Below are 21,322 nucleotides of genomic sequence, written 5' to 3'. Positions count from 1 at the left end.
AGCACTCAACAACCGTGACGAGACAAAAAGAATAAGCCACAAAAGGTTAAGCCATGAGCCAGCAATGTCAGTGCCAAAACAGTCAGACCCCGCAGGGGCAGAGTGCGTGCGGGGGCAAGGGGGATGGACCCGTCCCTGGACCAACAGACGGCTTCGTCCTGAGCCAGGCCGAACGGGACGCCATCGAACATGAGAAACACCACTACGAAGATCCCCGCGCCGCCAGCATTGAAGCGCTCAAGATAGTGCAGCAGGCCAGGGGCTGGGTACCGGACGGTGCCATTTATGCCATCGCCACCGAGCTCGGCATTCCCGCCAGCGACGTGGAAGGGGTCGCCACTTTCTACAGTCAGATCTTCCGTCAGCCGGTAGGCCGCCACATCATCCGCGTCTGTGACAGCATGGTCTGTTACATCAACGGTCACGAAGGGCTGCTGGCCGGCCTCAAGGAAGTGATGGATCTCGCCCCCGGCCAGACCAGCGCCGATGGCCGCTTCACCCTGCTGCCCGTCTGCTGCCTCGGCAACTGCGACAAGGGCCCGGCCCTGATGATCGATGACGACACCTATGGCGGGCTCGATGCCGCCACACTGATCAAGACGCTGGAGGCTTATCCATGAGTCTTCCAATCAACAAGATCCTCGCCTCTCTCGGCACCGCCAACCGCACGGCCCGGGCCCCCGAGACTCATCCGCTCACCTGGCGACTGCGTGACGACGGCCAGCCGGTCTGGCTGGATGAATACCAGAGCAAGCAAGGCTATGACGCTGCCCGCAAGGCGCTGGGCCAGATGAGCCCTGATGAGATAGTCGGCACCGTCAAGGATGCCGGTCTCAAGGGTCGTGGCGGCGCCGGCTTCCCCACAGGGGTGAAGTGGGGGCTGATGCCCAAAGACGAGAGCATGAACATACGTTACCTGCTCTGCAATGCCGACGAGATGGAACCCAATACCTGGAAAGATCGCCTCTTGATGGAGCAGCTGCCCCACCTGCTGATCGAGGGCATGCTCATCTCCGCAAAGGCGCTCAAGGCCTATCGCGGCTATATCTTCCTGCGCGGTGAGTACGTGGATGCTGCCATCCATCTGCGCCGTGCGGTGATCGAGGCCAAGGCCGCCGGCCTGCTCGGCAAGAACATTCTGGGATCCGGCTTTGATTTCGAGCTGTTCGTCCACACCGGCGCCGGTCGTTACATCTGTGGTGAAGAGACTGCGCTGATCAACTCACTGGAAGGCCGGCGCGCCAACCCGCGCGCCAAGCCCCCCTTCCCCGCTGTTTCCGGCGTCTGGGGCAAACCCACCTGCGTCAACAACGTCGAAACCCTGTGCAACGTGCCAGCCATCATAGGCAATGGCGTGGCCTGGTATCAGGGACTGGCGCTGCCGGGCTCTGAAGATCACGGCACCAAGCTGATGGGTTTCTCCGGCAAGGTGAACAACCCCGGGGTCTGGGAGCTGCCCTTTGGCATCACGGCCCGCGAGCTGTTTGAGCACTACGCCGGTGGCATGAAGCCAGGCTACCGCCTCAAGGCGTGGCAACCGGGCGGGGCTGGCACCGGCTTCCTGCTGCCAGAGCACCTGGATGCCCAGATGTATACCGCCGGTATCGGCAAGGTGGGCACCCGCATGGGCACCGGCCTCGCCATGGCAGTCGATGACAGCATCAACATGGTAGGGCTCTTGCGCAACATGGAAGAGTTCTTCGCTCGCGAATCCTGCGGTTGGTGCACCCCGTGCCGTGATGGCCTGCCCTGGAGCGTCAAGCTGCTGCGGGCACTGGAGCGTGGCGAGGGACAGCAAGGGGATCTCGCGACCCTGGAGCAGCTTTGCAATTTCCTTGGGCCGGGCAAAACCTTCTGTGCCCACGCGCCCGGCGCCGTCGAGCCCCTTGCCAGCGCACTCAAGTATTTCAGATCCGAATTCGAGGCCGGTATCAAGGGGCCAAGCGACCATCACTCGCTGCTCAAAGGGATCCAGCCCAATCTGCTGGGTGAACGCTGGTAAGCGCCAAGGCGCATCGGGCAATAGCCGATTTCACCATAGGTTTCAGGAACGTTGTATGGCGACCATTTTTGTAGACGGTAAAGAGTACGAGGTAGACGGGGCAGACAACCTGCTGCAGGCCTGTCTGTCGCTGGGTCTGGACGTCCCCTATTTTTGCTGGCATCCGGCGCTGGGTAGCGTGGGCGCCTGCCGCCAGTGTGCGGTCAAGCAGTATCAGAATGCCGACGACAAGCGCGGCCGGCTGGTCATGTCCTGCATGACCCCCTCTACCGATGGCACCTATATCTCCATCGAAGACGAAGAGGCGAAAGAGTTTCGCAAGTGTGTGGTGGAGTGGCAGATGACCAACCACCCCCACGACTGCCCTGTCTGTGAAGAGGGCGGAGCCTGCCACCTGCAGGACATGACGGTGATGACAGGCCACAACAGCCGTCGCTACCGCTTTACCAAGCGTACCCACCAGAATCAGGAACTGGGGCCCTTCATCAATCATGAGATGAACCGCTGCATCGCCTGTTATCGCTGCGTGCGTTACTACAAGGATTACGCCGGTGGCGAGGATCTGGGGGTCTATGGCGCCCACGACAACGTCTATTTCGGCCGGGTCGAAGATGGCACCCTGGAGAGCGAATTCTCCGGCAACCTGGTGGAGATCTGCCCCACCGGCGTGTTCACCGACAAGACCCACTCAGAGCGTTACAACCGCAAGTGGGACATGCAGTTTGCCCCCAGCGTCTGCCAGCAGTGCTCGGTGGGCTGCAACATCAGCCCGGGTGAGCGTTATGGCGAGCTGCGCCGCATAGAAAACCGCTTCCATGGCGGCATCAATCACTACTTCCTGTGCGATCGTGGCCGCTTTGGCTATGGCTACGTCAATCTGGCTGACCGTCCCCGTCAACCGCTGCTTCGGGTAGACAAAGAGCCGCGCGATGACAACGACCCGCTGGCCATCACTGTGGATGGCGCCCTCAACCGCGCCGCCGATGCCCTGCGCACCGCCAGCGCCGTCATCGGCATCGGCTCACCGCGCGCGTCGCTGGAGAGCAACTTCGCCCTGCGCGAACTGGTCGGGGCCGACAACTTCTATTGCGGCGTTGAGCAAAGCGAGTGGGCGTGCCTGCAAAAGATGCTGCACATACTGCAGCACAGCGGTATTCGCACGCCGAGCCTGCGGGACATGGAAGAGGCCGACGCCATTCTGGTGCTCGGTGAAGATGTCACCATGAGCGCCGCCCGTATCGCCCTGGCGCTGCGCCAATCGGTCAAGGGCAAGGCCCGTGAAATCGCCCGCAAAATGAAGGTGGACTTGTGGCAGGTCGCCGCTGTGCAGACCCTGGGCCAGAATGAGCGCTACCCGCTGCTCATCACCAGCCTGGACAGCACCCGCCTCGACGACGTGGCGGCAGAAAAACTGCACGCCCCCCATGCGGATCAAGCCCGCCTCGGCTTTGCCATCGCCCATCTGCTCGACAGCTCGGCGCCAGCCCTGTCCGATCTCGGCCAAGAGCAGCAGGCGCAAGCCGCTCGCTGGGCCGACCTGCTTGGCAATGCCAAAAAGCCGCTCATCATCGCAGGCTCAGGCGCCCGCACCCCGGCATTGATCGACGCGGCCAGCAACATCGCCCGCGCCCTCAAAGGCCGCGGTCAGGACGTCAGTCTGGCACTGGTGGCACAAGAAGCCAACAGCCTGGGGCTGGCCATGCTGGCCGGCAACGTCGCCCCGCTGGAAGCCGCACTCACCCGCATCGAGGCCCAGGATAATCTGGCGCTGGTGACCCTGGAGAACGATCTCTACCGCCGTGCCCCGCGCAATCGGGTCGATGCCGCCTTCAATCGTCTGCAACACCTGCTGGTCATCGATCATCAGGCTACCCAGACCGCTCAAAAAGCCGATCTGGTGCTCCCTGCCGCCAGCTTTGCCGAGGCCGATGGCACCCTGGTCAATATGGAGGGGCGCGCCCAGCGCTTCTTCCAGGTCTATGCCCCCGCCTTCTACAACTCCGACATTCAGGTGCGTGAAGGGTGGCGCTGGCTGGCCGCGCTGCAAGGCGCCCTCCTGCGCCAACCGCTGCGCTGGCAGACCTATGAGCAGATAAGCCATGACTGCGCCACCAGCCATCCGCTGCTGGCCACCATGCAGGAAGCGGCCCCCAACGCCGGATTGCGGATCCGTGGCATGAAGCTGGCCCGTGAACCGCACCGCTACAGCGGCCGCACCTCCATGCTGGCAGATCAGAACGTCAGCGAACCCAGAGTGGCGCAAGACCCGGATTCCCCCTTCAGCTTCTCCATGGAGGGCTATGCCGGTGCCCGTCAGCCGATGCAACAGGTGCCATTCGCCTGGGCGCCGGGGTGGAACTCCCCCTCTGCCTGGAACAAGTTCCAGAGCGAGGTAGGTGGCAACCTTAGGGCCGGCGATCCCGGTCGCCGTCTGCTGGAGCCGGGCGACGACACCCTGGCTTGGTTCGATACCATTCCTGCCCCCTTCACCGCCCAGGAAGCCCTGCAGGTGGTCAACTATGACCAGCTGTTTGGTGGCGAGGAGCTCTCCGCCAGAAGCCCCGTCATACAGGCGCGCATGAACGAACCCGAGCTGGTGCTGAACCCGGCCGATGCGGCTCGCCTTGCCCTCAAGGCGGGCAACCAGGTGAGCTTCTCCTGGGGTGGCAACCACTGGCGTCTGAAGCTGCGACTGAGCCATGCCCTGGCGCAGGGCCTGCTGGGACTGCCCCTTGGAGTGAACGGTCTGCCGACCGCACTGCAACAGGCCTATATCAACAACCTGCAGGAGGCCATCGCATGAGTGATTCCCTGATCGACCTGTTGCTGGAGGTTGGCAAGGCATTGATAGTGCTGGTGGGGATAGTGGGGGCTGGCGCCTTCATGAGCTTCATCGAACGCCGCCTGCTGGCCCTGTGGCAGGACAGATACGGCCCCAATCGGGTGGGCCCGTTCGGCCTGCTGCAACTGGCGGCCGACATGATCAAGATGTTCTTCAAGGAGGACTGGATCCCGCCGTTCGCCGATCGCCGGATCTTCATCCTGGCCCCCATCATCGCCTTCACCGCCTTTATTCTGGCGTTTGCCGTGGTGCCGCTCACCCCTACCTGGGGCGTGGCGGATCTCAACGTGGGGCTGCTCTACATCCTGGCTATCGCGGGGCTCGCTGTCTATGCCGTGCTGTTCGCCGGCTGGTCGAGCAACAACAAGTACTCATTGCTCGGCAGCCTGCGCGCCTCGGCCCAGACCCTCTCCTATGAAGTGTTCCTGGGGCTCTCCCTGATGGGGATAGTGATCCAGACCGGCAGCTTCAACCTGAGAGACATAGTTGAGGCACAGGCCGGCTTGTGGAACGTGGTGCCCCAGATATTGGGCTTCATCACCTTCCTGTTTGCCGGCGTTGCCGTCACCCACCGTCACCCGTTTGACCAGCCGGAGGCCGAGCAGGAGCTCGCCGACGGTTATCACATCGAGTACGCGGGCATGAAATGGGGTCTCTTCTTCGTGGGCGAATACATCGGCATAGTGCTGATCTCCTCCCTCATAGTGACCCTGTTCTTCGGTGGCTGGCATGGCCCCTGGTTACCCCCTTTCATCTGGTTTGCCCTGAAGACCGCCTGTTTCATGGTGTTCTTCATCCTGCTGCGGGCTTCCTTGCCAAGGCCGCGCTTTGACCAGGTGATGTCGTTTGGCTGGAAAGTCTGCTTGCCGCTGACCCTTGTCAATATGCTGATCACCGGCGCTGTGGTGCTGATAAATGTGCAGTGAGGCACGACTATGAAAATCATTAACATCATAAAGGGTGTCGGCACCCAGTTACGTAGCCTGGGCATGGTGTTCTCCCATGCCTGGCGTCCCCGCGAGACCCTGAGCTATCCGGAGGAGTCCGTCTATAGCCCGCCCCGCTACCGTGGTCGTATCGTACTGACCCGGGATCCGGACGGTGACGAGCGCTGCGTGGCGTGCAACCTGTGCGCCGTGGCCTGCCCGGTCGGTTGCATCTCGCTGCAAAAAGCCGAACGCGACGATGGCCGCTGGTATCCCGAGTTCTTTCGCATCAACTTCTCCCGCTGCATCTTCTGCGGCTTGTGCGAGGAAGCCTGCCCCACTACCGCCATCCAGCTGACGCCGGATTTCGAAATGGGGGAATACCGCCGCCAGGATCTGGTGTACGAGAAAGAAGATCTGCTGATCAGCGGGCCCGGCAAATACCCGGACTACAACTTCTATCGCATGAGCGGGATGGCCATCGACGGCAAGCCGAAAGGGGATGCCGAGCACGAAGCCAAACCCATCGATGTCAAAAGCCTGCTGCCCTGAGGAGTCAATCATGGAACTGGCATTTTATGCCGCGGCCCTGGTCGCCGTTTACAGCACGCTGCGGGTGATCAGCACCAGCAATCCCATGCATGCGCTGCTCAATCTCATCATTTCGATCATCGCCGTGGCCATGATCTTCTTCTGCCTGGGGGCCTCTTTTGCGGGCGCCCTGCAGGTGATCGTCTATGCGGGCGCCATCATGGTGCTGTTCGTGTTCGTGGTGATGATGCTGAACCTGGGGTCGGCCCAAGCCCAGGAGAAGAAGTGGCTCACCCCCATGACCTGGGGCGGCCCCGCCCTGCTCTCTCTCATCCTGCTCGGCTTTCTGGCATACGGCATCCTGGGCGTGACCGGTGGTCAGCTTGGTCTGAGTGACGTCAGTGCAAAAGAGGTGGGCATAGCCCTGTTCGGCCCCTATGTGCTGGCGGTGGAGCTGGCCTCCATCCTGCTGCTGGCGGGTCTGGTGACCGCCTACCATCTGGGTCGTGAAGACAAGAGCGGCGAGGTGCTTTCTGTCCCCCGCGCCTCATCACGCTCGTCACAAGAAGGAGGACCGCTATGAATGGCATTCCAATGGAACACGGCCTTCTGCTGGCTGCGATCCTGTTCTGCATCGGGTTATGCGGTCTGCTGATCCGCCGTAACTTGCTGTTTATTCTCATGAGTATCGAGATCATGATGAATGCCTCGGCGCTGGCGTTCGTAGTGGCTGGCAGCCGCTGGGCCCAGGCCGATGGCCAGATCATGTACATACTGGTGATTTCTCTGGCGGCAGCGGAGGCCAGTATCGGCCTCGCCCTGTTACTGCTGCTCTATCGTCGTTACCACACCCTCAACGTGGACACTGTGAGCGAGATGCGCGGATGAGCCTCTTATACCTGACGTTTCTATTTCCGCTGCTGGGATGGCTGGTGCTGGCCTTCTCCATCGGCCGTTTCGGCGAACGCACCTCGGCCCTGATCGGGGTTGGCAGCATAGGATTGTCGGCCCTCACCACCCTGTGGGTCGGCGTCGATTTTCTCAACACCATGCCGGTCGGCGGCGTCTATACCCAGACCCTGTGGCAATGGATGGCGGTGGGCAACTTCAGTCCCAGCTTCCGCCTCGCACTGGACGGCCTGTCGCTGACCATGCTGGGGGTGGTGACAGGGGTGGGTTTCTTCATCCACCTGTTCGCCTCCTGGTACATGCGCGGGGAAGAGGGCTATTCCCGCTTCTTTACCTATACCAACCTCTTCATCGCCAGCATGGTGTTTCTGGTGCTGGCCGATGACCTGCTGTTCGTTTACCTCGGCTGGGAAGGGGTGGGGCTGTGCAGCTACCTGTTGATCGGCTTCTACTATCGCAACCCGGCCAACGGGGCTGCCGCCCTCAAGGCGTTCGTGGTGACCCGGGTTGGCGACGTCTTCCTCGCCATCGGCCTCTTCATCCTTTACCGAGAGCTGGGCACCCTCAACATCCACGAGCTGCTAGTGCGCGCCCCCGTCATGTTTGCCGAGGGCTCCCCTGCCCTCTCCCTGGCCTGCCTGATGTTGCTGGGCGGTGCGGTCGGTAAATCTGCCCAGCTGCCGCTGCAAACCTGGCTGGCGGATGCCATGGCGGGCCCGACCCCGGTCTCGGCCCTCATCCACGCCGCCACCATGGTGACCGCCGGTGTCTACCTGATTGCCCGCACCCACGGCCTCTTCCTGCTGGCCCCCGAGATCCTGCATCTGGTAGCGCTGGTCGGTGCCATTACTCTGGTGCTGGCCGGTTTCGCAGCCCTGGTGCAGACTGACATCAAGCGGATCCTCGCCTACTCCACCATGAGCCAGATCGGTTACATGTTTCTGGCCCTCGGGGTCGGTGCCTGGGAAGGGGCCATTTTCCATCTGATGACCCACGCCTTCTTCAAGGCGCTCTTGTTCCTCTCCGCCGGTGCCGTCATCGTTGCCTGTCACCATGAGCAGAACATCTTCAAGATGGGGGGCCTGCACAAAAGCTTGCCACTGGTCTATGCCTGCTTCCTGGTGGGAGGCTCGGCGCTGGCTGCATTGCCGCTGGTGACCGCCGGTTTCTACAGTAAAGACGCCATCCTGTGGCAGGTGCAGGCATCCGGCCAGACCACCCTGTTGTGGGCAGGTCTGGTGGGCGCCTTCCTGACCTCGCTCTATACCTTCCGCCTCATTTTCATCGCCTTCCACGGCAAGGTGCAGACGCAAGCCCATGCCGGTCACGGTCTGGCCCACCAGCTGCCGCTGCTGGTGTTGCTGGTGCTCTCCACAGGTATTGGGGCCCTGATAGTGCCGCCACTGGCCGGAGTACTGCCAGCCGGGCCGGGAGACAACATCGAAGCGGGTCGCCATACCCTGGAGATCGTCTCAGGCATTGTTGCCATCGCGGGCATTGCCCTGGCGGCCTTCCTGTTCCTCGGCGAACGACGCCTAGCAAACAAGATTGCATCCAGTGCGCCGGGCCGGCTGCTCAGCACCCTCTGGTTCAATGCCTGGGGCTTTGACTGGTTGTATGAACGGCTGTGGGTCAAACCCTATCTGCTGGGGACCCGACTGCTTGGCAAGGACCCGCTGGACTGGATGATGAACCTGCCAGCCTGGCTGGCACAGCGCGGCCACCAGCTGTTGGTCTGGACCGTTTCCGGCAAGTTGCGCTGGTATGCCGCCTCCATGGGGATGGGTGCCACCCTGATCCTGGCTCTGTTGCTGCTTGGCTGACCCCATGCGGCCCCTGAACGCGGACTAGTACCATTACTCGCACATAAACGAGAGCTGATATCGTGACCTTACTCTGGATCTTGTTAATTCCTTTCATCGGCGGTCTGCTCTGTTGGCAGATGGAGCGCCTTGGTGAGCAATTCGTACGCTGGGTTGCCCTGTTGTCGATGAGCGCCTGCCTGTTGCTCTCCTGCGCCATCTGGTGGAGCGGTGACTTCACCCTGATCAACCAGACTGGCGTGCCCGTCTGGGCCGCCGAGCTGCAACTGCCCTGGATCCCCCGCTTTGGCATCTCCTTGCATCTGGCGGTGGATGGCCTCTCCCTGTTGATGGTGATGCTCACTTGCTTTATCGGGGTGCTGGCCATCCTCTGCTCCTGGAAGGAGATAGTGCAGCGCATCGGCTTCTTCCACCTCAACCTGCTCTGGATCCTGGGGGGCGTGCTCGGTGTCTTCATGGCCGTGGACCTGTTCCTGTTCTTCTTCTTCTGGGAGATGATGCTGGTTCCTATGTACTTCCTGATCGCGCTGTGGGGCCATTCGGTCACCGATGGCAAGTCACGGATCAACGCCGCCACCAAGTTCTTCATCTACACCCAGGTCAGCGGTCTCATCATGCTGGTCGCCATCCTGGGGCTGGTGCTGACCCACCATGCCGCCACCGGCGTCTTCACCTTTAACTACGAGGATCTGCTCCACACCCCCATGAGCACGGGTGTCCAGTGGCTGCTGATGCTGGGCTTCTTCATCGCCTTCGCGGTCAAGATGCCGCTGGTGCCACTGCACGGCTGGCTGCCGGATGCCCACAGTCAAGCGCCGACCGCAGGCTCGGTTGACCTGGCAGGCATCTTGCTCAAAACCGCTGCCTATGGCCTGCTGCGTTTTGCCCTGCCCCTGTTTCCGGAGGCCTCTGCCGAATTTGCCCCCTACGCCATGGCGCTGGGTCTCATTGGCATCATCTACGGCGCCCTGGTGGCCTTTGCCCAGACCGACATCAAGCGGCTGGTGGCCTACACCAGCATCTCCCACATGGGCTTTGTGATGATCGCCATCTACTCGGGCAGCGAACTGGCATTGCAAGGTGCCGTGGTGCAGATGATTGCTCACGGGCTCTCTGCCGCTGGCCTTTTCATCCTGTGTGGTCAGCTCTACGAGCGGCTGCATACCCGGGATTTGCGCCTGATGGGGGGGCTCTGGGGCAGACTGCGTTACCTGCCCGGCGTCATGCTGTTTTTCTCGGTGGCTTCCCTTGGCATGCCGGGCACCGGCAACTTCGTCGGCGAGTTCCTGATCCTGATCGGCAGTTTCCAGGTCGCCCCCGTCATCACTGTCATCGCCACCTTCGGGCTGGTGCTGGCGTCCGTCTACTCCCTTATCATGCTGCAACGGGCCTGCTTTGGTGCGCCCAAAGAGACCACCATGCTCAAGGGGCTGGATCGCCGCGAACTGGTGATGATGATGACCATAGCCGGCCTGCTGGTACTGCTCGGTGTCTATCCCCAGCCCATTCTCGATACCGCTGGCAGCAGCCTGATGAGCGTGCTGCACTGGTACGCACTGCCATCCGCAGGAGCCTTGCAATGACACCTTCCTCTCAACGGCCCACCCTGTTGCCTTTCTTGCACACGACAGGAGCACTGCAATGACCTTCACCGCTTCTCAACTGCTGGCGCTCTTGCCCCTGCTGCTGACCACGGGGACCATGGTGGCCCTGATGCTGGCCATCGCCTGGCGGCGCTGTGACGACACCGCCTTCATCGTCACCATCACTGGCCTGAACCTGACACTCTTCTCCCTGCCCATCGTCATGGCACAGGGTGACCAAGGGATCACTCCCCTGCTGCAGATCGATGGCTACGCCATCTTTTACATGGGACTGGTGCTGATCGGCGCGCTTGCAACCTGTACCTTCGGTCGCTCCTGGCTCAAGGGTTATCCGGACAACCGGGAAGAGTTCTACCTGCTGCTGGTGATCGCTACCATAGGCGGGCTTGTGCTGGCCGGCTCCCGTCATCTGGCGTCGCTGTTCATCGGGATCGAGATGCTGACCCTGCCCATGTTCGGTCTGGTGGGTTACGCCTACCGCGAGCGCCATTCGCTGGAAGCCAGCATCAAGTACATGGTGCTCTCCGCCGCCGCCACCGCCTTTCTGCTGTTCGGCATGGCCTTGCTCTATGCCCAGGCAGGCAGCCTGAGCTTCAGTGATCTGGGGCTGACCCTGGCACAGAGCCCGGCCCATCATCCACTGCTGATGGGCGGCCTCGGATTGATGCTGGTCGGCTTTGGTTTCAAGCTGTCACTCGCCCCCTTCCACCTCTGGACACCCGACGTCTATGAAGGCGCACCGGCGCCAGTGGCCACTTTCCTCGCCACCGTCAGCAAGATAGCCGTGTTCTGCGTGCTGCTGCGATTCTATCTGGCGGTACCGGCGGCGGCGGATCCCATGATCCACTGGTTGCTGGCAGCCATGGCAGTTATCTCCATCGTCATCGGCAACCTGCTGGCGCTGCTGCAAACCAACATCAAGCGGATGATGGGGTACTCCTCCATCGCCCATTTTGGTTATCTGCTGGCGGTGGTGGTGGCGAGCCGCCTCGGCCAGATACCGGTGGAAGCCGCCGGTGTCTATCTGTTGATGTACCTGTTCACCAGCCTGGGTGCCTTCGGCGTCATCAGCATGATGTCCAGCCCGTATCGCGGCAAGGATGCGGACTCTCTGCACAGCTATCGCGGCCTGTTCTGGCACCGTCCTTACCTGACCGCTGTGCTGACAGTGATGATGCTCTCCCTGGCCGGTATTCCCATGACATTGGGCTTTATCGGCAAGTTCTATCTTATTGGCGTAACGGTCGAAGCCCGGCTGTGGTGGCTCTCCGGCGCCATAGTGCTCGGCAGCGCCCTGGGGCTCTACTACTACCTGAGGGTCATGGTGACGCTCTATATGCGCGAACCCGGCATGCAGATGCGTGACGCCAGGGGCGACTGGGCCCTCTCCTCGGGCGGGCTGGTGGTACTGCTCTCCGCCATCATGGTGGTGGCCATGGGCATCTATCCCCAACCGGTCATCAGCCTGGTGCAGGGCTTGCAGAACGTGGTCTTGCGCTAACCCGCCCTGATAGCCAATGCCCTTTGTGTCAGGCACCATGGCCATCTTCCAGATGTGAAAAAATCCGAAACCAGCTTGGCTGGTTTCGGATTTATGTGATTGTCAGCAGACGAAGCCAACCGATTCAGAATAGAACTTTAGTCGACACATGCCATTAATGTGTTTATTAAGATCCTTTATGTTTATGACAAGAATCTATTTTTTCAACGTAAAGTTATAGTTCCCCTCGCCATTATAAGAATAAACTTTAAAACGATAATAACCACTGCTTGCAACATAGTTAATCGCTTCATTCGAGGTGACGCTGGTGGATGTTGCCACAGATATCCAAGTACTGTTTTGCCATTTTTCCAGTGACAAATCGAAATCAGCATTGCCGGGACCGGTCAACACACCATACAGGGTTCCACCATCATATTGAAACCAGCTGCCATTCGGAATGATATGACTAACGCCCTTCCCACTCAGATAACCTGAGTAATTTTCTTGATTTGAATTACCCTGGCCACCGATGTCAAACGTCATTCGACTTGAGATAGCACTAATATTCGTCAGCTCCAACCCTGAATCAGCACCACTCCACCAGCGTGAATTGGTTCCTCGGCTGGACAGCGCATTGGGTTGAGTATCACCAAACGTATCTTTCCCAGAAGCATGATACATATCATAAGCATCACCAAGATTAATATTTTTCTCTGGATCACGATTTCCATCCGCATGTTCCATCTGAACATATGGATACCACTCATTATTATTGGAGCCATTAGGATCAACATGCCATACAATAAGACCTTGACTTGGCATATACTGATTTTGCCCGGCCTGAGTTCTTGTCTCTATATAAAAAACTTCACCGGCTTTATTCGGGTTGGACCAGCGGTATAGTGTGTTGCTGTTAGCCTGGTGACTCAATAGACCTGAAGGTGCATTGCCATTAACCGCAGGATTGAGCTCAGTGATCGTTTCCCAGCCACTCAGTGAGCGAAAGTAGCCATTGGGTGGAACTGGTTTTTTATGTCTGTTACCGGTTACACCGCCATATCCCATAATGCAGTGAGAGCCAGCGGATCCTCCTGAGCTGCCATCGTAATCGTAAAGATCAGGCCAGCCGAACAACAGGTGTCCTGACTCGTGAATGAAGGTCCCGATAGATAAACTGCTATCCATGTTGGAGATCTGGTATTTGGATGCACAGACCCCATCGGCACACCAGCGGTTCAAGCCACCTTGATGAGGCCATAGGCCCTGAGCCCAGCCACCACCAGTCTTGCCAGAATAGAACACATTCAAACCACGAATATTGCCGTTACTATCTTTCGAGATGGTCGAAAAGTCGAAGCCTTCGGTATATTCAAGCCAATCCAGCGCTTCGACTATCAACTCTCTTGCTCTGGCACCATAGGTTATCGTGGGGTCTGTGTAGTAGGACTTATATTTCTTGGCCGTATAATATCCAACCACAGTATTGGTATAGTCCAATTTATTACCAGACACGGCACGAAAATAGTCCCGGATTGATTGTGCATTTCCATGGCCTGTGTAACCGATTTGGTTGGTGTAGTTGATGACCTCACTGGGTGGAATAGAGCTGGATTCATCAGGAAATTGAATCAATATGGTCAACCCTCGAACATTACCTGTTACATTGGCATATTGATTGGCAAAACCACTGATTTTGGGTGATTGGGCTTGATATTGTAAAACTTGTAATTGCCTGGCGTTACGTTGCACGATAGAACGCTTGGCATGTTGAGGAATATCAGTGTCCTTCTGTATGGACCTGGTGCTAATACCATTCGATTCGGTAACCAGAATTCCGGTCGACTCAAACATCTCTTCATTTTCTGAAAGCTTGGCATAAGCGTAACCTTTCAGGGTATTGTCATAGATAACCGGATAGCCATCTTTAGTTCGTTGATCTGCGTAAAGAGTTGAGCCATTGAGGATCAACTCAAGTGTCGCACCATCCGGCTGCGTAACCGTGTGATGATAGTTGACATAAGGTACTGCGGCTTCCGTTTGAACAGCGAACATGACTGACCCTATGATGGTTAAAATATTTAACCATCCTGCTCTTCCATTTTTCATTTTATCTTCCTTGTGAGTCCCGTGCAGAGTAAGTCTTATATCCAGTTCACCAAGGGATCAAATTTTATTTTCAAACTGGGATGTGTGTAACCATTCACCGACGTGAATTCAAACAAAACCATGTCATTTTTTGTGGTTATATCCCTGATCAGGGAATCGCTCAAGTATTCCCATGACATTGGGCTTTATCGGCAAGCTTTGTCTTATTAGCGTGACGGTCGAAGCCCGGCTGTGGTGGTTCTCTGGTGCCAGAGTGCTCGGCAGCGCCCTGGGGCTCTACTACTAGGGTCATGATCACTCTCTACATGCGCTAATCCGGCATGCATATGCGTGATGCCAGGGGAGACTGGACCACCACCTCGGGCGGGCTGGTGGTACTGCTCTTCGCCATCATGGTGGTGGCACTGGGCATCTATCCCCAACCGGTCATCAGTTAGGTGCTGGGCCTGCAGACCCGGGTCTTGCGCTAACCCGCCCTAATAGCCAGCATCCCTTGTGTCAGGTACCGTTGGCCATCTTCCAGATATGCAAAAATCCGAAACCGGCTTGGCTGGTTTCGGATTTCTTATGCGCATATCAGGGTTATCAAGGTGCCACAGATATCCCTCTGCGTGGGTCCATCCCCCTGGACGACCTTAATGATGGCGGCATCAGGGGCCACTGACCATCACTGGATACGGTAACGAGAGATCTGCTGATGGATGCTCTCTGTGGTCACATTGAGCTCTTCCGCTGCGGCCGAGGTCTCTTCTGCCGTACTGCTGGTCTGCTGGACCACCTGTGCAATCTGCTCCACCTGATGAGCGATGGATTCCGCGGCCGAGCTTTGTTCGCGGATGGCATTGGTGATTTCACCGACCTGATCCATGACCCGGTGCGACGCATGGCGGATCTGGGTGATGATCTCCCCGCTTTCAGTGGCCATCGCAACCCCTTGCACCACTTTTTCCTCTACCTGACTCATTCTGGACACTGTGGCCTGAGACTCTTGTTGAATCGCCTCTACCGTTGCCGAAATTTCCTGGGTTGACTGAGCCGTACGCTCAGCCAGCTTGCGCACCTCGTCAGCGACCACCGCAAATCCTCGACCTTGCTCACCCGCACGGGCTGCTTCAATGGCGGCATTGAGGGCCAGCAGATTGGTCTGGCCTGCAACGTCACGAATGACGTTCACCACACCGCCGATCCGGGAAATGCCCTCGCCCAAGGCCGTCACCTCATGGGAGGCCTGGCGAATGGAGTCGGCAATCTCGTTGATAGCTTGCACCGTTCTCTCTATGGTCGCGCCGCCGTCACTGGCAAGCTTGCCCGACTCGTTGGTGATACGGCTGGTCTCCTGGGTTCGCTGCGAGATATCCGTGATGCTCACCGTCATCTCCTCCACTCCCGCAGCAATCAGACTGGTTGCATCATTTGCCTGGCTCGCGGAACTTGCAAGGTGCTGCGCAGCCTGGGAGAGCGACTCAGCAGTACTCTTTATTTGCAAACTGCCCACCGAAAACTCAGTAAAGGTTTGCTGCAAGGTATCCAGCAGACGGTTGACCGCATTGAGCGTCAACCCAATTTCATCCTGCTGCTTCACGTCTGCCCTCAGGGTAAAATTCAAGTCGCGCTGGATCAGGGAAAGGGTCTGCATGGCAAGTCGAAGTGGGTTGGCAACCTGATTGAACAACCAGATAAAAAGCCCCAGGGTCAATATGCCGGTGCCACCGGCAATGAACAGCAGGGTTTGCAGGCTGCTGTCATAGTTCTCTTCTCCCTGCCGCTTGAGCGTCAGCCCCAGATCGACATTGAACTTGACATGGCGCTCTATCGCCTGAGCAAACTGCCCAAACAGCGTCATGACGTTGTTTGCCAGATAATCTCTGGCCTCGGTGTTTTTGTTTTGGCGCGACAGCAACAGGACCTTGTCTATCTCCAGATAATATTGGGCAATGATCCGCTGATCATCATCAGTCAATCGCCTGTCTTCATCATTGGAAAGCATCTCGGCTTTATATTTTTCCAGAAGCGAATTGATCGCTGTCCGTATGTCAGCGATATCCGTTTCAATCTGCTGCATCTTGCCATCATCGGTATTGAGTACATGTGTCTGGATCAGTGCATGCAGCTCATAGAAATCGGCCTGCACCTCCTTGATCAAGGATATGCTTGGCACTGTATTATCCGTCACATAACTCAGATCCTGGTTGGACGCCGCGAGGCGATTGATACTGAACCAACTGAGAAAAACGAGAGCCACCATCACCAGCAAGGCAATCAGTTGAAGCCGGCGCGCAATGTTCATAACCGCATACTCCATAAGGAAACTCCCTAGCAGTGTAGACGATGCATAAACAAAAAATGGTCTGCGAAACGGGCTGTTTCATTGCGTACCCTGGCCGGCCAGCCGCGCCTTTTTGACTCGCGCTTGTTCGGGACTTTGCCACTCCCCAGGCCGTGGCAGTGCCGTTCAGCGCATGCCCTATGTCTGTACCTGAACACAATGCTGGATGAACAGCAGGCCAGCTCGCTGGGTCATACCCGCCAGCCAATAAACAAAGAGGGAGGCACAATGCCTCCCTCTTGTTATTCACACCTGTCACAAAACGGGCCAAGGATTGGATCCCCTGAGCACATTGCCCAAAAACCCGTTTTGTCTGCAAAGGCTGGCGAGTCAGGTCATGCCGCTTCTGCCAGCTCTTCCTCTTTTTTCTGGTACGCCTGGGGCGTGAGTCCCAGCAGCTCCTGTACGGTCGACGCGACCGTGATGGAAGAGATGGTACCCACCAGGACGCCGGTAAACAGCGTGAAGGCGAAGCCGAACAAGGCATCCCCCCCGAACAGCAGCAGGGCTCCCACGGTAAAGAGGGTGGTCCCCGAGGTGATCATGGTACGACTGAAGGTCGCCTTGATCGCCACGTCCGAACACTCGTAGATGGAGAGTTTGGTGCGCGAGCTCAAGATGTCCCGCAGCCGGTCCGAGATGACGATGCTGTCGTTGAGCGAGTAACCGATCACCGCCATCAGGCCGGCGATCACGTTGAGGTCAAACTCGATGTGGAACAGTGCCAACAGCCCTATCGCCACCAGACCATCGTGCAGCACAGAGATCAGGATGCCGATGGCCTGGCGCCACTCGAACCGTACCGCCAGGTAGGCGGAGATGGCCAGTGAGGCCACCAGCACCGCCAGCATCCCCTGCTGGAACAGCTCGGCGCCCACCTGGGGACCGACTATGGTGGTGCGCAGCAGCTCCACCGGCAAGTTGAGCTGTTGACCCAGCATGACCGCCAGCTCCTCGGCTGGCCAGGGCAGCTCGTGGGGCGGCAGCTTGATGAGCCACTCTCCCGGAATGCCGGCGCCATTGAGTTCGATGGCCCCCGCCAGCGGCGCGCTCAGCAGGGCGTTGAGTTCATGGGCCTCTTTCAATGTCTGGATACGAAACTCCAGCAAGATACCGCCGGTGAAGTCGAGCCCGAGCTCCAGGCCGTTGATGGCCAGCACGGCTATGCTCGCCACTGTCAGCAGCACGGAAATCCACAATCCAATGTAACGCCAGCGGGTCAGGCCCATGGCAACGATCATTCTCAACATAATTTTATCCTCGACAACAGCTGACTCGGGCTTCCCAACCGGAAGCGCGTGACGCAGGCGCGGAGCAGGCTCGAACGCGCGGCGCTATGGCACAGAGTAAATGCAGGGGTCACGGTCACACCCTCAGCAGCTTGGCGCTGCTCTTGCCCCACAAGGGGTTGATGATGGCCCGAGTACCCCAGATACCGGTCACCATGCTGGAGATGAGGCCCAGGATCAGGGTGATGGAGAAGCCCTGCAGCGGGCCAGATCCGATGGAGTAGAGCACAACGGCACAGATCAGCGTGGTGATGTTGGCATCGAAAATGGTGCGAAACGCCGAGCGATAGCCAAAGTCGATGGCATTGGCCAGGCTGCCCCCTTCACGCAGGCGGTCCTTGATCCGCTCAAAGATCAGCACGTGGGTATCCACCGCCATGCCGACCGTGAGCACCAGACCGGCGATCCCCGGCAGGGTCAGTACGGCCCCCGGCAGCACGGCCAGCATGCCCACCTGCATCAGCAGGTTGGCGATGAGCGCCGTGATGGCAACCCAGCCAAACTTGCGATACCAGGCCATCATGAACAGCATCATGCCCGCCATGCCAAACGCCAGCGCGGTGAAGCCAGCCTCGATATTTTGCAGCCCCAGGGTCGGCCCGATTGAGCGCTCCTCCAGGATCTTCAGCGGCGCCGTAAGGGCACCGGCCCGCAGCAGCATGGCCAGCTCCTGAGCTTCGGGTACGCTGGCAAGGCCTGTGATGCGGAACTGGTTGCCAAGGGCAGTCTGTATGGTGGCGACGTTGATCACTTCGCTCTGGGCACGCAGCTTGCCCTGGGCATTGGTCTTGTATTCGGTGAAGACGGTGGCCATGGCGCTGCCCACATGCTGGCGGCTGAACTGGTTCATCTTGCTGCCACCCAGGGTGTCGAGCACTATGCTCACCTGGGGTTGTCCCATCTCTCCCATACCTGCCCGCGCATCGACTATGTGCTCACCGGTCAGTACCGGCTTGCGCGCCATGCCGACCGCCTGACCGTTGCGATCCGCCATGAAGAAGCGGCTCTCCGGCTGGGCCTGATAGAAGGCGAGTGACGCCGTGGCGCCTATCACTTCCTTGGCTTGCTTGGGATTGTGTACCCCTGGCAGCTCGATGCGAATGCCATCCTGGCCCTGACGCTGGACCGAGGCTTCGACGATGCCGAGCTCGTTGATCCGTTTCTTGAGGATCGACAGGTTCTGGGTCACGGCGTTGTTGGCCAAGAGGGTACGCTCGGCCTCGCTCATCACCAGTCGCAGCTCGTTGCCGCTGCGATTGAGGGTCCACTGATCCTGCCGGGTACCGGCAGAATCCTTGATGATGTTAAGCCAGGGTGCCTGATCGGCCACCTCGGGCAGTATGACCCGCACCTCACCTTCACTCACCCGGGCCACGTTGGCCCCCCGCAGGCGCGCTTCACGGAACTGGCTGCGCAGCATGTCCACCAGGTTTCGGGTCTGGTTGTCCACCACGAAACTGAGATCGACCCCGATCAGTAGCTGGGAGCCACCACGCAAGTCCAGCCCGAGCTTGATGGGAGCCGCACCGAGCTGGCTGATCCAGGTCGGGGCATTGGAGTAGAACTCCAGGGTCAGGGCGGCGCTGTCATAGCCTTGCTGCTCCAGCAGCTGTTTGGCCCTTTGCTGTTCAGACTGGCTGCTGAACACCAGTTCGACCCGCTCTTTTTGTTGTACCTGTTTGACCGGCGCTATCTGGTTGTCGGCCAGCAGGGTGCGCTGCGCTTCTGTCAGGCTGGTCTGGCCGTGCAGGCCCAGTGAGGGTTGCTCACCGAAGAAGGTAGGCAGGGAGTAAAACGCGAAAGTGAACAGCATGAGCAGCAGCAGGGCGTACTGCCACTTGCTCATGCGGTTCAGGGTAATACGACTCTTTTTTCTCATGGCAAAAGCCTCTGTCAGGAGAAGGCGGCGGGCACGCACACCAAAAAGGTGAACAGCACGCAAGAAAATACAAATGAGACAGTGAGCCAGTTCACGCGCGGTGAGCTGGCTTTACGGAGGCGATGAGGCTGTGCAGTAAGACCGGACCCCATCGGGATCAGGCGAGATAGCTCTGGGAGAAGCGGTATTGCAGGTGTTGGCGTTGCAACCTGTGCCGATGAATGGTGGCAAAGCGGTCGCGGAAACTGTTTTTGGGGGAATAGAGAACAGCGTAGAACAGCAGGCCGCACAGCAGCAACAGGATCGCCTGCTGCGACCAGCTCATGATCAGCTCGTAAACAACGCTGCCGGGCTGACTATCGCTACGCAGGGAGTGCTCGAGACGCAACAGGTGATTCTGGTGGGAGCCGACAAACTTGACGATGCCGTCATCGCTGTCACTGGCACTGTGGAGCGCCCGCGAGCTGTCTGACTGCTCGCCTGTGCCGGCATCATGCATCACCTGAGTGTGCTGGCTGGCAGACGGATGAGCGGATAGCTCGAGCCCCTCCACCGAGACGGTAGAGAGCAACAGAGTGAGCGAGATGAGCAGTGTCATCAGCGCCAGTTTCACTTTGTCCAGCAGGCTCAAAAAGTTAATTCCCAAATAATAGAAAGGGCAAACTACCACAGAGGCCCGCCAAGGACAAGGCGGCAAGGCTCATCACCTCGCCGCGTTGACCTTGCAATGCCCCCCTGCGCTTACCCCTCGGACATCTTTCTAAAGTCCCGGGCATAGTCCTTGAGCAGGGAGTAAAGATGGGTGCGCTGGGAGATATCCAGCGACTGGCTCAGGGCGCTCAGCCAGTTGACGGTACGCTGGCGGGATTGATCCGTGTAGCCGGTGAAACGGCCATCCATGAGCCCATCCCCCTGCTGCAACAGGGCGGTGAGCTGGGCACCGAAGTCCGGGCTCTGGCGCTGCTTCATCAGCCGGGCCAGCTCCTTGGTCCAGGCGGTCTGGAACTCCAGCCAGGGGGCTTGCAGCTCATACTGCCACTCCACCCACTGCGCCACCAAAGGCGCCTGCGCTGGTTTCACTTCGCCAATCCAGAACACGAGTCGTTCGTTCATCTTGTCGGTGAACTCCTTGAGCATCTCGGCCTTGGGCTTGCGGGCAAAGTCCTGCTCCCGCTCGGCCTGACGAGTGAGCCTGTCCTTCATGAACATGGCCACCTGATCTTCGGTCAGGGTGCGGGCCAGCCGAACGGCACGGGGAACCGTGTTCTCCAGGGTGCGGGTCAGGCTCTGCTGGGCCGCATCCAGATGGCGGGAAACCTGCGCCGGGCTCATGGGGCTCGCGACCGCCTTGGCCAGGGCATCGAGATCATCGGCATAACGGGGCACCTCGTGCTGACGGTGCCAGGCCATCAGCCCTTTGACCTCATGATCCAGCAAGCGCTTCTGGCCACGATCCAGCGAGAAGTAGTCATCCAGCTGCCAGACGATGGCCACGTCCAGCCAGTAATAGACAACGCGGGTGGAACAGCCCACCAGCAGCAGGCAGAGCAACAACAGACTCCAGCTGCGGGGCTGACGCCAGGAAAAGGTGGTCATCATGCA

16 protein-coding genes and 1 pseudogene are annotated in these 21,322 nt (G+C 59.0%); 11 read left to right on the top strand and 6 right to left on the bottom strand.

Annotated elements, in window-relative coordinates; all coding sequences use genetic code 11:
* Window positions 1-53 precede the first annotated feature (53 nt).
* The 10 genes from nuoE (at window position 54) to nuoN (ending at window position 12,138) form a co-directional block, all read left to right on the top strand.
* The gene (gene nuoE / locus GWQ27_RS13130; RefSeq protein WP_005314908.1) at window positions 54-620 is read left to right on the top strand and encodes an NADH-quinone oxidoreductase subunit NuoE; all 567 of its coding nucleotides are present in this window, start codon (window positions 54-56) and stop codon (window positions 618-620) included.
* Complete coding sequence (gene nuoF, locus GWQ27_RS13125; RefSeq protein ID WP_265422623.1) at window positions 617-2,002, top strand: NADH-quinone oxidoreductase subunit NuoF; 1,386 nt, start codon at window positions 617-619, stop codon at window positions 2,000-2,002. The genes nuoE and nuoF overlap by 4 nt, the downstream gene beginning before the upstream one ends.
* 55 nt (window positions 2,003-2,057) lie before the next feature.
* A complete protein-coding gene (gene nuoG / locus GWQ27_RS13120) occupies window positions 2,058-4,805 on the top strand; it encodes an NADH-quinone oxidoreductase subunit NuoG (RefSeq protein ID WP_275907544.1) in 2,748 nt (915 codons plus the stop codon).
* On the top strand, window positions 4,802-5,770 hold the full coding sequence (gene nuoH, locus GWQ27_RS13115; RefSeq protein WP_005314900.1) for an NADH-quinone oxidoreductase subunit NuoH: 969 nt from the start codon (window positions 4,802-4,804) through the stop codon (window positions 5,768-5,770). Before nuoG ends, nuoH begins: the two co-directional genes overlap by 4 nt.
* A 9-nt stretch (window positions 5,771-5,779) precedes the next feature.
* Complete coding sequence (gene nuoI, locus GWQ27_RS13110) at window positions 5,780-6,322, top strand: NADH-quinone oxidoreductase subunit NuoI (RefSeq protein ID WP_021140920.1); 543 nt, start codon at window positions 5,780-5,782, stop codon at window positions 6,320-6,322.
* Between the two features lie 10 nt (window positions 6,323-6,332).
* Window positions 6,333-6,884 (top strand): NADH-quinone oxidoreductase subunit J, encoded by a 552-nt coding sequence (gene nuoJ, locus GWQ27_RS13105; protein ID WP_111588706.1) that lies wholly within the window; start codon window positions 6,333-6,335, stop codon window positions 6,882-6,884.
* Entirely contained in the window at window positions 6,881-7,189 is a 309-nt protein-coding gene (gene nuoK / locus GWQ27_RS13100; RefSeq protein ID WP_005314891.1) for an NADH-quinone oxidoreductase subunit NuoK, read from the top strand. Before nuoJ ends, nuoK begins: the two co-directional genes overlap by 4 nt.
* Complete coding sequence (nuoL, locus tag GWQ27_RS13095) at window positions 7,186-9,033, top strand: NADH-quinone oxidoreductase subunit L (protein WP_275907543.1); 1,848 nt, start codon at window positions 7,186-7,188, stop codon at window positions 9,031-9,033. The genes nuoK and nuoL overlap by 4 nt, the downstream gene beginning before the upstream one ends.
* 62 nt (window positions 9,034-9,095) lie before the next feature.
* Window positions 9,096-10,616, top strand: a complete 1,521-nt coding sequence (gene nuoM / locus GWQ27_RS13090) for an NADH-quinone oxidoreductase subunit M (RefSeq protein WP_021140917.1) — start codon at window positions 9,096-9,098, stop codon at window positions 10,614-10,616.
* A gap of 58 nt (window positions 10,617-10,674) precedes the next feature.
* Window positions 10,675-12,138: an NADH-quinone oxidoreductase subunit NuoN gene (gene nuoN / locus GWQ27_RS13085; RefSeq protein ID WP_275907542.1), complete on the top strand. Its 1,464-nt coding sequence runs from the start codon at window positions 10,675-10,677 to the stop codon at window positions 12,136-12,138.
* Window positions 12,139-12,333: 195 nt separating this feature from the next.
* On the opposite strand, the gene GWQ27_RS13080 is transcribed toward nuoN, so the two are convergent.
* On the bottom strand, window positions 12,334-14,226 hold the full coding sequence (locus GWQ27_RS13080; protein ID WP_275907541.1) for a M6 family metalloprotease domain-containing protein: 1,893 nt from the start codon (window positions 14,224-14,226) through the stop codon (window positions 12,334-12,336).
* A 160-nt stretch (window positions 14,227-14,386) separates the two neighbouring features.
* On the opposite strand from GWQ27_RS13080, the pseudogene GWQ27_RS22260 reads away from it, so the two are divergent.
* Window positions 14,387-14,663, top strand: a pseudogene (locus GWQ27_RS22260) (NADH-quinone oxidoreductase subunit N); the annotation flags it as partial.
* Window positions 14,664-14,893: 230 nt separating this feature from the next.
* On the opposite strand, the gene GWQ27_RS13075 reads toward GWQ27_RS22260, so the two are convergent.
* The 5 genes from GWQ27_RS13075 to GWQ27_RS13055 all read right to left on the bottom strand — a co-directional run bounded on the left by GWQ27_RS13075 (window position 14,894) and on the right by GWQ27_RS13055 (window position 21,319).
* Complete coding sequence (locus GWQ27_RS13075) at window positions 14,894-16,513, bottom strand: methyl-accepting chemotaxis protein (RefSeq protein ID WP_111588767.1); 1,620 nt, start codon at window positions 16,511-16,513, stop codon at window positions 14,894-14,896.
* Between the two features lie 374 nt (window positions 16,514-16,887).
* Window positions 16,888-17,802: a protein translocase subunit SecF gene (secF, locus tag GWQ27_RS13070; RefSeq protein ID WP_174218925.1), complete on the bottom strand. Its 915-nt coding sequence runs from the start codon at window positions 17,800-17,802 to the stop codon at window positions 16,888-16,890.
* A 115-nt stretch (window positions 17,803-17,917) separates the two neighbouring features.
* On the bottom strand, window positions 17,918-19,720 hold the full coding sequence (secD, locus tag GWQ27_RS13065) for a protein translocase subunit SecD (protein ID WP_046400730.1): 1,803 nt from the start codon (window positions 19,718-19,720) through the stop codon (window positions 17,918-17,920).
* A gap of 157 nt (window positions 19,721-19,877) precedes the next feature.
* The gene (locus GWQ27_RS13060) at window positions 19,878-20,351 is read right to left on the bottom strand and encodes a hypothetical protein (RefSeq protein WP_275907540.1); all 474 of its coding nucleotides are present in this window, start codon (window positions 20,349-20,351) and stop codon (window positions 19,878-19,880) included.
* 110 nt (window positions 20,352-20,461) lie between these two features.
* The gene (locus GWQ27_RS13055; protein ID WP_111588700.1) at window positions 20,462-21,319 is read right to left on the bottom strand and encodes a DUF6279 family lipoprotein; all 858 of its coding nucleotides are present in this window, start codon (window positions 21,317-21,319) and stop codon (window positions 20,462-20,464) included.
* Between the last annotated feature and the right edge of the window lie 3 nt (window positions 21,320-21,322).

Source organism: Aeromonas sp. 5HA1, assembly GCF_029237245.1.
Classification (GTDB): Bacteria; Pseudomonadota; Gammaproteobacteria; order Enterobacterales; family Aeromonadaceae; genus Aeromonas; species Aeromonas salmonicida.
The sequence above is the reverse complement of the archived record's forward strand: the minus strand, read 5'-3'. Positions and strand labels throughout refer to the sequence as shown.

Coding starts and splice junctions, on each gene's coding strand:
- nuoE (WP_005314908.1), top strand. CDS start 54: ATGAGCCAGCAATGTCAGTGCCAAAACAGTCAGACCCCGCAGGGGCAG.
- nuoF (WP_265422623.1), top strand. CDS start 617: ATGAGTCTTCCAATCAACAAGATCCTCGCCTCTCTCGGCACCGCCAAC.
- nuoG (WP_275907544.1), top strand. CDS start 2,058: ATGGCGACCATTTTTGTAGACGGTAAAGAGTACGAGGTAGACGGGGCA.
- nuoH (WP_005314900.1), top strand. CDS start 4,802: ATGAGTGATTCCCTGATCGACCTGTTGCTGGAGGTTGGCAAGGCATTG.
- nuoI (WP_021140920.1), top strand. CDS start 5,780: ATGAAAATCATTAACATCATAAAGGGTGTCGGCACCCAGTTACGTAGC.
- nuoJ (WP_111588706.1), top strand. CDS start 6,333: ATGGAACTGGCATTTTATGCCGCGGCCCTGGTCGCCGTTTACAGCACG.
- nuoK (WP_005314891.1), top strand. CDS start 6,881: ATGAATGGCATTCCAATGGAACACGGCCTTCTGCTGGCTGCGATCCTG.
- nuoL (WP_275907543.1), top strand. CDS start 7,186: ATGAGCCTCTTATACCTGACGTTTCTATTTCCGCTGCTGGGATGGCTG.
- nuoN (WP_275907542.1), top strand. CDS start 10,675: ATGACCTTCACCGCTTCTCAACTGCTGGCGCTCTTGCCCCTGCTGCTG.
- GWQ27_RS13080 (WP_275907541.1), bottom strand. CDS start 14,226: ATGAAAAATGGAAGAGCAGGATGGTTAAATATTTTAACCATCATAGGG.
- GWQ27_RS13075 (WP_111588767.1), bottom strand. CDS start 16,513: ATGAACATTGCGCGCCGGCTTCAACTGATTGCCTTGCTGGTGATGGTG.
- secF (WP_174218925.1), bottom strand. CDS start 17,802: ATGTTGAGAATGATCGTTGCCATGGGCCTGACCCGCTGGCGTTACATT.
- secD (WP_046400730.1), bottom strand. CDS start 19,720: ATGAGAAAAAAGAGTCGTATTACCCTGAACCGCATGAGCAAGTGGCAG.
- GWQ27_RS13055 (WP_111588700.1), bottom strand. CDS start 21,319: ATGATGACCACCTTTTCCTGGCGTCAGCCCCGCAGCTGGAGTCTGTTG.